This window comes from Bacteroides sp. HMSC067B03, assembly GCF_001811315.1.
Classification (GTDB): Bacteria; Bacteroidota; Bacteroidia; order Bacteroidales; family Bacteroidaceae; genus Bacteroides; species Bacteroides faecis.
Map to the genome: position 1 here is coordinate 76243 of NZ_KV804360.1, position 15471 is coordinate 91713.

At 45.5% G+C, this 15471-nt stretch carries 10 protein-coding genes; 7 read left to right on the forward strand and 3 right to left on the reverse strand.

Going from position 1 to position 15471, the window contains the following annotated elements; all coding sequences use genetic code 11:
- Nucleotide 1: 1 nt before the first annotated feature.
- From HMPREF2794_RS13070 to HMPREF2794_RS13100, 7 genes are all read left to right on the forward strand, one after another.
- Entirely contained in the window at nt 2-1942 is a 1941-nt protein-coding gene (locus HMPREF2794_RS13070) for a RagB/SusD family nutrient uptake outer membrane protein (protein ID WP_032836781.1), read from the forward strand.
- A 36-nt stretch (nt 1943-1978) separates the two neighbouring features.
- Nucleotides 1979-3271: a BT_3987 domain-containing protein gene (locus tag HMPREF2794_RS13075; protein WP_029425346.1), complete on the forward strand. Its 1293-nt coding sequence runs from the start codon at nt 1979-1981 to the stop codon at nt 3269-3271.
- 77 nt (nt 3272-3348) lie between these two features.
- The gene (locus HMPREF2794_RS13080) at nt 3349-5922 is read left to right on the forward strand and encodes a M60 family metallopeptidase (RefSeq protein ID WP_010536849.1); all 2574 of its coding nucleotides are present in this window, start codon (nt 3349-3351) and stop codon (nt 5920-5922) included.
- A 233-nt stretch (nt 5923-6155) separates the two neighbouring features.
- Complete coding sequence (locus HMPREF2794_RS13085; protein ID WP_010536848.1) at nt 6156-7559, forward strand: Gfo/Idh/MocA family protein; 1404 nt, start codon at nt 6156-6158, stop codon at nt 7557-7559.
- A gap of 108 nt (nt 7560-7667) precedes the next feature.
- The gene (locus HMPREF2794_RS13090) at nt 7668-8558 is read left to right on the forward strand and encodes a YitT family protein (protein WP_010536847.1); all 891 of its coding nucleotides are present in this window, start codon (nt 7668-7670) and stop codon (nt 8556-8558) included.
- A gap of 23 nt (nt 8559-8581) precedes the next feature.
- Nucleotides 8582-11956: a glycoside hydrolase family 2 TIM barrel-domain containing protein gene (locus HMPREF2794_RS13095; protein ID WP_070751656.1), complete on the forward strand. Its 3375-nt coding sequence runs from the start codon at nt 8582-8584 to the stop codon at nt 11954-11956.
- A 28-nt stretch (nt 11957-11984) separates the two neighbouring features.
- Complete coding sequence (locus tag HMPREF2794_RS13100) at nt 11985-13079, forward strand: phosphotransferase enzyme family protein (protein WP_010536845.1); 1095 nt, start codon at nt 11985-11987, stop codon at nt 13077-13079.
- Between the two features lie 27 nt (nt 13080-13106).
- On the opposite strand, the gene HMPREF2794_RS13105 is transcribed toward HMPREF2794_RS13100, so the two are convergent.
- From HMPREF2794_RS13105 to truA, 3 genes are read right to left on the reverse strand one after another with little or no spacing between them, the layout of a single operon-like run.
- Nucleotides 13107-13757 carry a DUF3256 family protein gene (locus HMPREF2794_RS13105; RefSeq protein ID WP_010536844.1) on the reverse strand — a complete coding sequence of 217 codons (651 nt, stop codon included), beginning with the start codon at nt 13755-13757 and terminating at the stop codon, nt 13107-13109.
- Nucleotides 13758-13767: 10 nt separating this feature from the next.
- Entirely contained in the window at nt 13768-14667 is a 900-nt protein-coding gene (locus tag HMPREF2794_RS13110) for a DMT family transporter (RefSeq protein WP_010536843.1), read from the reverse strand.
- A 20-nt stretch (nt 14668-14687) separates the two neighbouring features.
- Entirely contained in the window at nt 14688-15446 is a 759-nt protein-coding gene (gene truA / locus HMPREF2794_RS13115) for a tRNA pseudouridine(38-40) synthase TruA (protein ID WP_022302094.1), read from the reverse strand.
- Nucleotides 15447-15471 lie beyond the last annotated feature (25 nt).

The window sequence follows — 15471 nt, forward strand, 5'->3', positions numbered from 1 at the left end:
TATGATAAAAAATATGAAACTAACACGCATTTTTCAACATATAAGTATAGCAGTTATGATAACTGCATTTAGCTTAACTTCCTGTGATTATCTGGACGTTGTTCCACCTGAACAACCCAATATCGACGATGCTATGTCAAGCCCCACCAGAGCTTTGGGCTTCCTTTATTCCTGTTACGGAGGCGTCGGTACAGATTTACCTTCCGCCTATCTGGGAGAAATAAATTCTACGACAGACGAATACGTACTTCCGTATTCATGGAACACAGATGGCTACTGGGGCGCATATGCTTTCAATACCGCATCATCTACTAACCAAAACTGGCTATGGTCAACTACCTATCAATATATAGGTCAATGCTACCTCTTTTTACAAAAGCTGGAAAATGCAGGAAGCGACATTGCATCCGATGCCGAAAAAGAACTATGGAGAGCTGAATGCCAGTTTCTGGTAGCTTATTATCACTTTGTGACCTTAAGAAGATATGGCCCCATTCCAATCACGGACTCGTATATTCCGATGGATACCCCAACGTCAGAGTACAATGGACGTTTCCACTTTGACTATTGTGTAGACTGGATTGCGAATCAGCTGGATGAAGCAGCTAAAGTGCTTCCAGCCAACCGTACTGTTACTAATGAATGGGGACGTGCTACCTCTACTATAGCGAAAGCCGTAAAAGCCCGCTTGCTACTTTATGCCGCATCTCCTTTATGGAACGGAAGCTTTCCTTATCCTAACTGGCAGAATGAGAATTTCGAAACTCCGGGTTACGGCAAAGCACTGGTTAGCAATACTTATGATAAAAGTAAATGGGAAAGAGCACTGGCAGCATGTCAGGAAGCACTGACATTGGCTACCACTTCCGGCGACCGTGAACTGTACGATGACGATGAATATTATTCAAGACAATCATTGAGCTTGCCTTTCGTTCCCGGAGTAGCGGACGTAGATGATAATAAAGAATTTCTGAAAAACGTAATGAAGATGCGCTATGCAGTAAGTACACGCGAATCTGAAGGAAACAAAGAAATTATCTGGGGATTATCAAACCAGTTTGATTTTTATTCCCGTTATCCACTTCGCATTCTGAAGAAATCTGATGGTACCTGGCATGCAGGTTACAGTGGCGTGTCTCCTACATTATATACAATCGAACATTTCTATACAGCTAACGGAAAATTACCGGAAAAAGACCTCGATTTCACTCCGTCTTCGGAATGGTTCGAGTCGGCAGGACTTTCTTCCCGCGAAGACATTATCAAGTTGAATGTAGGTCGTGAGCCCCGTTTCTATGCATGGATGGCTTTTGACGGTGGCGACTACGGAACAAAATTTGCCGCAGGTTCTCCGCTGAAGCTGGAAATGAGAAATGCAGAAATGCACGGTTATAATCCGTCTCTGTTCAACCGAGACCATAGTGTCACAGGATTCCTGACGCAGAAATTCGTTGATCCGGTAACAGAATTCTATACAGCCGGCGGTTCTACAAGCGGAACAAGTGCACCTACTATTTTATTCCGTCTGGCTGAACTCTATCTGAACGTGGCAGAATGCCAGGCAGCATTGGGAAATACCCAGGAAGCCATTGATGCGTTAAATCCTGTTCGCGAACGTGCCGGTATTCCTAAATTAACGATAGCTGATGTCACAAGCAATATGACTATCAAGGACTGGGTACACAACGAGCGTTTTGTTGAATTATGGAATGAAGGCCATCGCTTCTTCGATGTCCGCCGTTGGGCAGAAGGAGCAAAATACTTCGGAGCAGGCAAACGGGAAGGTTTGAATGCAGAAGTTCAAAGCCCCACATTTGAAGAGTTTAACAAGCGGACCATCGTTGATGCACCCTATGTTTGGGAAAACCGCATGTACCTGAATCCGGTATTCTATAACGAGGTATACAAAAATCCGCAGATGGTACAAGCGCCCGGATATTAATTATTTTTTATTCATTCATAACAATACATAGAATATATGAAACATATATCAATAGCCTTGTGTTTGTGCGGGATGATTCTGATGAATACTTCCTGCGACAATTATGACGATACGTATCCACAGGAATATGAAAAAATACTATCATTGCAAACCACCGGTGAGCAAGCTGTAGATCTTTACAAAACAGGAGAAGCTACCAACTATTCAATCACGGTAATCAAATCCGGAAGCAACCCCACACTGACAGCTTCTGCTCATATCGGTGCAATGGATGCAGCCAATTTCGAACAGTACATCTCCGAAAGAGGTTTGAACTATGTAGCAATGCCTGCTGACTGTTACTCATTCAATATGGAAGACCTTGATTATTCTTCTGCGGAAACCTACAAAATCATCAATCTGCAGTTGAACACCAGCGAAATAGACCGTTTTGAGCAGACTCTTGAAGAAGGACAAACATGTGTTCTTCCAATCATGCTGACCAGTACATCCGATTCTATTCTGGCTGATAAGAATACATTAATTCTGAAACCGGAGGTCATTATTCCATCTCTTTCTGTCACCGAATCCAGCTCAGGAACCGTGACTAAATACTTGCCACAAAGTGGAGGTACAATCAGTCTTTCTTTAGGACTGCAAGTTGAAAACCAATGGAGTTTCACCTGTAAAGTGGCAATTGACGAAGCTACCACTACATTACAAGGAGCGACATTAGCATCGGATATCATCTCATTTGAACCGGGAAATACTTCTTCCGTACAAGTCAATATTCCTAAATTTACGCAAACCTCCGGTAATGTCGGCATCAAGATTCTGGAAATAAATGGAAAAGACGGTTTCGAATTCAATCCGGACCCATTTATTCTGGTTGCCTCCGTCGAGAAATACAATCTGACGACAGACATGCTTTCCAGCAACGCGACAGAACCGTCAGAGGGTTCATTGGCTAATTTGTTGGATGGAGATGTAGGTACCTACTTCCATAGTGCATGGAGTGTATCGGTAGCTGACAAACATTATGTACAGGTAAAACTACCCGTATCTACCAAGACATTCCGTTTCACCTATACCAACAGGTCCAATAACGGAAATGCTGCTCTGGCATGGTTCAACTTATACACCGGAGCCACTGAGAACAATTTGCAACTCTACAAGCGTTTTGCATGGGATGTGGACAATCTACCGTCCGGTGCCGCAGGTGTTTATGTTTCCCCCGACATCACAATAGACAATGCAGCAAGCACATTACGCTTTGAATGTGAGCAAAACTGGACGGGTGGTTCCTTCTTTGTATGGAGTGAATTCAGTCTGTTTATACTGTCTGAATAATAAAAAGGAAACAGAGGGCGAGTCGGGAGTCTGACTCACCCTCCCCCTCCTATCTTAAAAACTAATACTGCAAAAAGATGACAATCAAAAGATTTCTTATTAACCTATTAGCCCTTTTTTCCCTATTTACAGTGTCACTGGCATGTAAGGATAGCGAAAAATCACTCATAACCCCCTCTTTCAGTATCAACGAAGAGTACCTGATACAGAATCTGGACAAATCGAGTACATCTGTCCAGATCCCAATCAACACATCCCTGGAGTTAACTCAATGGAATGTCTCTTATGAGGCAAACTGGTTGCAATGCTCGAAACAAAAAACAGCGGCAGAAGGAACCTTCCTGAAAATTACAGTGAACGAAAATACAGGCGAGGCCAAAAGAACAGCCAGTATAAAAGTAACATCGACCACTGCAACCTATACCATCACTGTCAACCAATATGCTAAAGGTGAAGTGATTGTAGAGGGAGACATCAAGGTGACTCCAACCGGTGGCAAAGCAAGTGAACATCAGAGTGGACAAGATATTGAGAACACCTATGACGGCAAATTTTCGACTGATGGTGCCGATCCTTTCCATACCCCATGGGGACAATCCGCCAAATTCCCTGTCACGCTGGAATATTATTTCAAAGGAGATACAGAAATAAACTACTTAATTTATTATACCCGATCCGGTAACGGAAATTTCGGAAAGGTCAATGTATATACAACCACAAGCCCCGACCGGTCGGACTATACACTGCAAGGAGAATATGACTTTAAAGAGCAGAACGCTCCATCCAAAGTCTCATTTTCAGAAGGCATAAAAGCGACTGGAATCAAGTTCGAAGTCTTAAGCGGACTCGGAGATTTTGTAAGCTGTGACGAAATGGAGTTTTACAAGACCAATACGGATAAAACGCTGGACAAACAGCTGCTTACCGTCTTCACCGACATCACCTGTACGGAAATAAAAGACAATGTCACCGATGAGCAGATACAGGCTCTGCCGGACTACTTCGTCAGAATAGCAGAAGCAGTCCGCGACAACACATACGACAAATGGGAAAAAGAATTCCGTATCCGTAATTATGAGCCATACAGTAATATCACCGAGTGGGCAGACAAACTAATGACCAAGAAATACAGTGATCTCGACAATCCGACCGGCATATCAGTGAAAGCAGGAGATGACGTTATTGTATTGGTAGGTGACACATACGGACAGAACGTTTCAGTGCAGTGTATCTGGGAAACGGGCACCGAATACAAACAAACAGCCTCTTCAGGAGATGTCTATATGCTAACCCCCGGCGTCAACAAACTGACAATGAAAGGAGAAGGCCAGTTGTTTGTCATGTACAACACCGACCTGGCTTCAAATTCAGCAAAACCTATCAAGATTCACATACCTCTGGGAAGTGGTACAGTAAACGGCTTCTTCGACCTGAAAGAACATAAGACAGACGAAAAGTACGCTGAACTGTTAAAAAAATCAACACACAAATACTTCTGCATACGCGGAGAAAAGATCATGTTCTATTTCCACCGCAACAAATTGCTGGAATATGTACCGAACAATATCCTCTCTGCCATCCATTTATGGGATAACATTGTCAGCTGGCAACAAGAATTAATGGGAATCGATGATGTACGCCCATCGCAGGTCAACAACCACTTGTTTGCCATCTCACCGGAAGGAAGCTATATGTGGGCATCCGACTATCAAATCGGATTTGTTTATACCTATTTAGGTAATATACTGCTAGAAGATAATGTAATGGCAGCGGAAGACAACGCATGGGGACCTGCCCATGAAATCGGACATGTTCATCAGGCCGCCATCAACTGGGCCAGCTCTACGGAATCATCCAACAATCTGTTCTCCAACTATATTATCTATAAATTAGGTAAATACAAATCGCGCGGCAACGGACTGGGAAGCGTTGCAACCGCCCGTTACGCCAATGGTCAGGCATGGTACAACATGGGAGACGCGACCCACCAGAACGAAGATACGGAAACTCACATGAGAATGAACTGGCAATTGTGGACTTACTATCACCGTTGTGAATATAAGACTGATTTCTGGCAAACTCTTTTCAAACTGATGCGCGAAGTGAATATGACCGAAGGAGAAGACCCCGGAAAGAAACAACTTGAGTTTGCTAAAATGGCAAGCAAAGCCGCCAACGAGAATCTGACTGACTTTTTCGAAATGTGGGGATTCTTCGAGCCTGTCAATACCACTATCGAGCAGTACGGAACATACAAATACTATGTAAGTGACGCGATGATTCGTGAAGCCAAAGAATACATGGCACAATTCCCTACTCCGAAACATGCTTTCCAGTACATCGAAGACAGGAAGAAAAGTGAATTCCCATCGGATGACTACCGTTATTCGGCAGTCGGAGATGTCGGATACTACACGCAATTCAAAGAAAACCAGAAGATTACCAAAACAATCACGGCAGAGATAACGGGACGTAAGGTTTCCATCCGAAACGGAGATGAAGCGGTTGCTTTCGAGATCAGAGAAAATAATGAAAACGGAAAATTACTTTATTTTTCTACCTTCACGACTTTCGAGATTCCATCATCCGTATCAATGGTAAATGCCAAAACATACGCCGTACAAGCTGACGGAAAACGTATTTTGTTATAAGAACAAATTAACTTAACACACATTGCAGCTATAAAAACGGCATCGCCCAACATGGGGCGATGCCGAAAATATCACGATAGCGCAGGAAATAGTGAGACTCTTTTTCTACCAAAAAGATGAATGGACAGTGAAAATATCTACAATAATTACACCAGATTGATTAATTAATTAGTATTTTTGACACCGAAATGAAAAACCAATTAATAACCCCCAATTAAAAACCTAAAAGAAAGATGAAGAGACTACTACTTAACACACTCATCGGTCTTGCATTGTTGACCTGCCAGACCAGTTTTGCTCAAAAGACAAAAGCAAAATTCTCACCGATTAAAGTGGAAACTCCGGCTCGTCCGGCAAATCAGCAAGACGTTATCCAACTTGTCACTCCAAAACTTGAAACTGTCCGTGTAGGCTTTATCGGGTTAGGAATGCGTGGTCCCGGTGCCGTTGAACGCTGGACACATATTCCGGGAACTCAAATCGTAGCTTTGTGCGATCTCCTCCCCGAACGTGTCGAGAGTGCACAAAAGATTCTGGAGAAAGCCGGTCTGCCTAAAGCCGCTTCATATGCGGGAGACGAGAAGGCATGGAAAAAACTCTGCGAACGGGATGACATCGACATCGTATATATAGCTACCGACTGGAAACACCATGCGGAAATGGGTGTATATGCTATGGAGCACGGTAAGCATGTGGCTATCGAAGTACCTGCTGCCATGACACTGGACGAAATCTGGAAACTAATCAATACTTCCGAAAAGACTCGCAAGCATTGTATGCAACTGGAAAACTGTGTATATGACTTCTTTGAATTGACATCACTCAATATGGCACAGCAAGGTGTATTCGGTGAAGTACTTCATGTAGAAGGTGCGTATATCCACAATCTGGAAGACTTCTGGCCGTATTACTGGAACAACTGGCGTATGGATTACAACCAACTGCACCGTGGCGATGTATATGCCACTCACGGCATGGGTCCGGCTTGTCAGGTACTTAATATCCACCGTGGCGACCGCATGAAAACGTTAGTATCTATGGATACCAAGCCTGTGAACGGTCCTGCATACATCAAAAAGAAAACCGGAAAAGAAGTGAAAGACTTCCAGAACGGCGACCAGACATCCACTCTCATCCGTACCGAGAATGGCAAGACAATGCTGATCCAGCACAACGTAATGACACCACGTCCTTACAGCCGCATGTATCAAGTGGTCGGAGCAGATGGTTATGCCAGCAAATATCCGATTGAAGAATACTGTCTGAGACCTTCGCAAGTAGACTCAAATGATGTACCGAATCACGAAAAGCTGAATGCACACGGTTCCGTATCCGAAGATGTGAAAAAAGCATTGATGGCTAAATACAAAGACCCGATTCACAAAGAACTGGAAGAAACTGCCAAGAAAGTAGGCGGTCATGGCGGTATGGATTATATCATGGACTATCGTCTGGTATACTGCCTGCGCAACGGCCTGCCACTCGATATGGACGTTTATGACCTGGCAGAATGGTGCTGCATGGCTGAGCTGACCCGACTTTCTATCGAGAATGGTTCTGCTCCGGTAGAAATACCCGATTTCACCCGTGGCGGATGGAATAAAGTGCAAGGCTACAAACATGCTTTTGCCGAATAAGCCATTATACCTTATTAATATGTAAACTTACGGATAGCCCGACTGAGAAAAAGTGGGGTTATCCGTAAGTTTATGTTCGGCGCTCCACTGATTATTATAATCACCTATATGAAAGCAGATATTTTAAAACCCTCTAGACAGACTATCCTTCGGGAAGCCAAAGATTATGTGATGATCGCCGTAGGTATGATACTATATGGCATCGGATGGACCGTTTTCCTACTCCCCAACGACATTACGACGGGCGGAGTGCCGGGTATTGCATCTATTGTATATTGGGCAACGGGATTCCCGGTACAGTATACATATTTCAGCATTAACTTTTTCTTATTGTTGCTTGCCCTCAAGCTGTTGGGATTAAAGTTCTGTATTAAAACCATTTTCGGAGTATTTACCCTGACTTTCTTCCTTTCCGTTATCCAGCAACTGACCTCCGGTGTCGCCCTTCTTAAGGACCAGCCTTTCATGGCATGCGTCATCGGAGCATCGTTCTGCGGCGGCGGTATCGGAGTCGCCTTCTGCGCCAACGGAAGTACCGGCGGTACGGACATCATTGCCGCTATCATCAACAAGTATCGGGATATCACCTTGGGAAGAGTCATACTGATCTGCGATATGATTATCATTACCTCCAGTTACTTCGTTCTGAAGGATTGGGAGAAAGTAGTATACGGATTTGCAACCCTTTACATTTGCAGTTTCGTCCTCGACCAGGTAGTGAACAGTGCACGTCAGTCCGTCCAATTCTTCATCATATCCGGCAAGTATGAAGAGATAGGACGACACATCAACGAGTACCCTCATCGTGGAGTAACGATTATCAATGCAACCGGCTTCTATACAGGCAAAGAAGTGAAAATGATGTTTGTACTTGCCAAAAAGCGGGAGTCTACCATCATCTTCCGGCTGATCAAAGATATCGACCCCAACGCATTTGTATCGCAAAGTGCCGTTATCGGAGTTTACGGAGAAGGCTTCGACCACATCAAAGTAAAATAAATAAAGAAACAAGATTGAGAAACATGAAATATAGATCATATCACCTATTACTGGCAGGAATATTCTCTCTGTTAACAACAGGCGCTATGGCCGAAAAAACATCCGATAAACCTTACTGGCAGGATGTACAAGTCGTATCGGTCAATAAAGAATATCCGCGTACCTCTTTCATGACGTACGACAACCGGACAGACGCATTGACCGGAAAGTTTGAGAAAAGCAATTATTATCAATTATTGAACGGCACCTGGAAGTTCTTCTTTGCAGACAGTTACAAAGATCTTCCGGCCAATATCACCGATCCTTCCGTGAGCACTGACTCCTGGAATGATATCAAGGTTCCGGGCAACTGGGAAGTACAAGGATATGGAGTGGCCATATACACCAATCACGGTTATGAATTCAAGGCACGCCATCCGCAGCCTCCCATACTTCCGGAAGCCAATCCCGTCGGAGTCTATCGCCGTGATATCGACATCCCTGCCGATTGGCAGGAACGTGATATCTACCTCCACCTCGCCGGAGCCAAATCGGGAGTATATGTATACGTCAACGGACAGGAAGTAGGATACAGCGAGGATTCCAAAAATCCGGCAGAGTTCCTGATCAGCCCATACGTAAAACCGGGCAAGAATGTACTTACACTGAAAATCTTCCGCTGGAGCACCGGATCTTATCTGGAATGTCAGGACTTCTGGCGTATCAGCGGCATTGAACGGGATGTATACCTGTATTCACAGCCCAAAGCTGCCCTGAAGGATTTCCGTGTGAAATCAACTCTGGATGACAGCTATAAGAACGGAGTATTCGCTTTGAACGTTGATTTACGGAATCATCGTCCGGCTGCAACCAATCTTACACTGGTATATGAACTGCTCGACGCTCAGGGAAAAGTAGTTGCCAGCGAAGAGAAGACAACTTATGTCCCCACCAACGAGACACGCACCCTTTCTTTTGACAAGAATCTGGCAGACGTCTGCACATGGACATCGGAACAACCGAACCTCTACAAACTGATGATGACTGTCAAAGAGGACGGCAAAGTCAACGAGATTATTCCTTTCAATGTAGGATTCCGCCGCATCGAGATCAAACCAATCGACCGGAAAGCCGCCAACGGGAAACCTTATGTATGCCTGTTCATCAACGGGCAACCCCTGAAAATGAAAGGAGTCAATATCCACGAGCATAACCCGGAAACAGGACATTACGTCACTGAGGAACTGATGCGCCGGGACCTCGAACTGATGAAACAGCATAATCTGAACAGTGTACGTCTCTGCCATTACCCGCAGGACCGCCGTTTCTATGAACTTTGTGACGAATATGGCCTTTACGTGTACGATGAAGCCAATATCGAAAGCCACGGTATGTATTACGACCTTCGCAAAGGCGGCTCATTAGGCAACAATCCCGAATGGCTGAAACCACATATGGACCGTACGATCAACATGTTCGAACGCAATAAGAACTACCCCAGCGTCACTTTCTGGTCGTTAGGCAATGAAGCCGGAAACGGATACAACTTCTACCAGACGTACCTCTGGCTGAAAGAAGCTGACAAGAACATCATGGAACGCCCCGTAAACTATGAGCGTGCCCAATGGGAATGGAATACCGATATGTACGTACCACAATATCCGGGAGCCGACTGGCTGGAAGATATCGGTAAGAATGGCAGCGACCGCCCCGTCGTTCCGTCAGAATATGCGCATGCGATGGGCAACTCTACCGGAAACCTGTGGGGACAATGGCAAGCCATCTACAAATATCCGAACCTTCAGGGAGGATACATCTGGGACTGGGTAGACCAGGGCCTGCTCCAAAAAGACAAGAACGGAAGAGAATACTGGGCTTACGGAGGCGACTTCGGAGTAAATGCCCCCAGCGACGGCAATTTCAACTGCAACGGGCTGGTCAACCCCGACCGTAGTCCGCATCCGGCAATGGCAGAAGTGAAGTATGTACATCAGAACATCGGTTTTGAAGCGATCGATGCCGCATCGGGCAAGTTCAACATAACCAATCGTTTCTATTTCACTAACCTGAAAAAATACCAGATACACTACAGTGTAGTAGCCAACGGAAAAACGGTCAGAAGCGGAAAGGTATCACTGGATATCGCCCCACAAGCCTCGAAAGAGTTTACCGTACCGGTCAATGGTCTGAAGGCCCGTCCGGGAACGGAATATTTCGTTAACTTCAACGTAATAGCAGTAGAGCCGGAACCACTGATTCCCGCAGGATACGAAATCGCATACGATCAGTTCCGTCTGCCTGTCGAGGCCGAAAAGAATACTTATAAAGCAAACGGACCCGCATTGCAGACCCATACCCAAGGAGATGAACTCACTGTTTCTTCTTCAAAAGTAAACTTCGTATTCAATAAGAAGAGCGGCCTGGTCACCTCATACAAAGTGGACGGAACAGAATACTTCAAAGACGGATTCGGCATCCAGCCCAATTTCTGGCGTGCGCCTAACGACAACGATTACGGTAACGGTGCTCCCAAACGCCTCCACGTATGGAAACAGTCCAGCAAAGACTTCCACGTGACGGATACGAAGGTAAGTACAGAAGACAAAGCTGTCCTGTTGCAGGCTACCTATCTGTTGGCAGCCGGCAATCTGTACGTTGTCACCTATAAGATATACCCGAGCGGAGTGGTGAATGTGAATGCCAGATTTACTTCTACCGATATGCAGGCCACCGAGACAGAAGTTTCCGAAGCTACCCGCATGGCTACCTTCACTCCCGGAAGTGATGCAGCCCGCAAAGCTGCTTCCAAGCTGGAAGTTCCCCGCATCGGTGTACGTTTCCGTCTGCCGGCCCGGATGAACAACGTGCAGTATTTTGGCCGTGGTCCGGAAGAGAACTACATCGACCGCAATCATGGAACCATAGTAGGTGTCTATCAGACTACTGCCGACAAGATGTACTTCAACTACGTACGTCCTCAGGAAAACGGGCACCACACGGATACACGCTGGCTCACCCTGTCTCCCAACAAAGGAAGCGGACTTGCCATCGTAGCCGACAGCCTGGTGGGTTTCAACGCTTTGCGCAATTCCATCGAGGATTTCGACTCGGAAGAAGCACTGCCCCACCCCTATCAATGGAATAACTTCAGCCCGGAAGAGGTAGCCAACCACGACGAAAATGCCGCCCGCAATGTATTACGTAGAATGCATCATGTCAATGACATCACTCCGAGAGACTTCGTCGAAGTTTGTGTCGACATGAAGCAGCAGGGAGTAGGCGGTTATGACAGTTGGGGAGCACGTCCCGAACCTTTCCACCAGATTCCCGCCAACCGCGAATATAACTGGGGATTCACCCTGGTACCGGTTCGCTCGGGCAGTCAGGCTGCCGAAGCCGCCCAATATGATTATCGATAACCTTAGTATAAATTTAAAGAAAAGACTCATGAAAGATTTATCAAGTATTGTAGCTAAGTTCAACACCCAAGGCACTATCACCGAAATCAAGCCTTTGGGAGCAGGACTCATCAATGACACATACAAAGTGAATACACAAGAAGCAGACGCCCCCGACTATGTTCTGCAACGCATCAACCATGCCATTTTTCAGAATGTAGAAATGCTTCAAGCCAATATTGCCGCAGTCACCGGACATATCCGCAAGAAACTGACCGAAGCCGGAGAAACAGATATCGACCGCAAAGTTCTCTCTTTCCTCGAAACCGGAGAAGGAAAGACTTACTGGTTCGACGGAGACAGCTACTGGCGTGTCATGGTATTCATCCCGCGTGCCCAAACGTATGAGACCGTAAACCCCGAATATTCCAATTATGCAGGTGAGGCTTTCGGAAACTTCCAGGCTATGCTTGCCGACATTCCGGAAACGCTGGGAGAAACCATCCCTGACTTTCATAACATGGAATTCCGTCTCAAGCAGCTACGTGATGCTGTCGCTGCCAATGCTGCCGGACGAGTAGCCGAAGTACAGTATTATCTGGACGAGATAGAAAAACGTGCGGATGAAATGTGTAAGGCAGAACGCCTGTACCGCGAAGGAAAGCTTCCGAAACGTGTATGCCACTGCGATACGAAAGTGAACAACATGATGTTTGATGAAGACGGAAAAGTACTCTGCGTCATCGATCTGGATACGGTAATGCCAAGCTTCATCTTCTCCGACTACGGCGATTTCCTCCGTACAGGTGCCAATACCGGCGATGAAGATGACAAAGACCTGGATCGTGTAAACTTCAATATGGAGATATTCAAGGCATTCACCAAAGGATATCTGAAAGGTGCCAAGTCTTTCCTCACTCCTATTGAAATAGAGAATCTGCCTTATGCTGCTGCCTTATTCCCTTATATGCAATGCGTACGTTTCCTTGCCGATTACATCAACGGTGATACTTACTACAAAATCAAATATCCCGAACATAATCTGGTTCGTACCAAAGCACAGTTCAAACTACTCCAAAGTGTAGAAGAACATACCCCGGAAATGACCGCATTCATCAACAACTGTCTGAGAAATGAAGAATGAAAAATAAATGTGAGAATGGAGGGGAGTTTATCTGATAAACACTCCATTCTTCCACTGGTAAATAATGGGACGGCGGAGAAACGGTTTAAGTTTTTCTGCCGTTTCTTTCGACATATAGTCGGGAGTGGACAGAGTGACGGTCAGTTCTGTGTTTTCTTTGCTCAGTTCCACTTTCATCAATAAGATATCTGCCGAACGGGAGGCTTCATCAAATTCATATATGGAAGTGGAGTCGGGAGTTATCAGAAAATCGCTCATGACCGGAAGGGTAATGAATGAATGGTCAGTCAGCAGTTTCCAGTCCGTTGTATAGAAGCGGATGCTACTGTCACATGCCGGAGCACATGCCGTAGCTACTGTACAAATCACGTTTGTCGTATCATTCAAAGCCAATACTTTCATTTGCCAACTGGTTTCCGGTGTCATCTGCATCCGAATATAGTCCTTGCTCAGGTCGGTCATTTCCGATTTCTGTCCGAAGCGGTTTTCCACTTGCGCTTTCATCTTGCTGCTCAGGAAGTCGATGCAGTCTTCACGATTCACCTTCGTAAGTAAGGGACAAAGTGAATCCGGAATATTGATAAAAAAAGTCTTGGCTTCCTGTGCCTGCAGCGAGGTAAAAGAGAACAGACCGATGGCGAAAAATACGATGGCAAGAGTTATCTTATTTGATTTCATATTGTACTTATTATTTAGACCCCAAATATAAGAATATCATTCCGATTAACACGAGGATAAGGTCAATCGCTTTGCTTTTTAAATTCTTTTCACGGAAGAAGAGCGCTCCGAAAATGAAAGACACAATCACACTTCCCCGACGCACCATCGAAACGATGGAAATCATGGAATCGTCATAGCTCAGTGCATAAAAGTAGACAAAGTCCGCTGCCGAAAGGAAAACGGAGATCAGGATGATGGTCCAGTCCCAGCGGAAAGGAGTCGTTGACTTCCGTTTGGGCCACCAGAGGAGGAACACGATGGTTCCCATAATAAAGAGCTGGTAGACATTATACCACGATTGCACCAGCATCGGATTCAGTTGTTTCATCAGAAACTTGTCATACAGTCCGCTGATGGCTCCCATCACTGCCGCCAAGACAATAAAGAGAATCCATTTGTTATGTTTGAAGTCGATTCCTTCTTTCTTACCTGAACGGCTCAACATGAAGAAGGAAGCTACTGCCAGCATTACTCCGATCCATTGGTAAAGATTCAAACGTTCGCCAAATACCAGCATCGCTCCGACAAGCACCATCACGGGACGAGTAGCATTGATGGGCCCCACAATGGTAATAGGCAGGTGCTTCATTCCGAAGTAACCGAATATCCACGATGACAGCACGATAAACGACTTGATGATAATATATTTATGCTGCTCCCACCCTGCAACGGGAACATTAAAAATGGTTCCCCCAAGGATATCAGGCTCGAATGCCGATACCAAAATGAACGGCAGAAAAATCAGACTGGAGAAAAGCGTATTCAAAAACAATACAGGCAACACCGCATTATCTTTCAACGACTGTTTCTTGAATACATCATAAAATCCCAGCAAAGTAGCCGAGAGAAAAGCTAATAATAACCACATGGTGAAATAAGTATTAAGTATCAGGTATTAAGTATTTCTTCCGGATATTCCACGTTGACAAGGAAGAGCGCATTTCCCGGAGCGGAAGTTCCGGCTTTGCAACGGTCCCGTTGTTCTATCACTTTGCGAAAACCTTCTACGGTCAGTTTGCCGCGTCCTACCTCGAGCAGTGTTCCTACGATGGCACGCACCATGTTACGGAGAAAGCGGTCGGCACGGATGGTAAATACCCAAGTGGTATCTTCCCCCTCCATCTTTGTCCATTCGGCATGGGAGATGTGGCAGATATTGGTCTTTACGTCCGTATGCAGTTTACTGAAACTTGTAAAATCGATGTATTCGAACAGCGTTCGTGCCGCCTCATTCATGAGGTCATAATCCAATGCCCCGTACACACGGCAACGATACTGACGGTTGAAAGGATATTTGGCAGTCGTCACATAATACTTATACGTCCGGGCAGTCGCATCAAAACGGGCATGCGCATCCGGTTTCACCCGGCGGATACGGTAGACAGAAATATCGGGAGGCAACAGACGGTTCAACTTGTCGGCAACGGTCACTGTATCGAGCACTTCTTCCTGATCAAAATGTGCCACCATCAGCGAGGCATGCACCCCCGCGTCTGTTCGCCCGGCACCTATCACTTCCACATCACGACGCAGAAAAGTAGACAAAGCTTTCATCAAGCATTCCTGCACACTACTCCCGTTGGGTTGTATCTGCCAACCGTGATAGTTGGTTCCATCATAAGCCAAATAAATAAAATACCTTTGCACGCCGATTCCTTATTTTAGGGTTTTC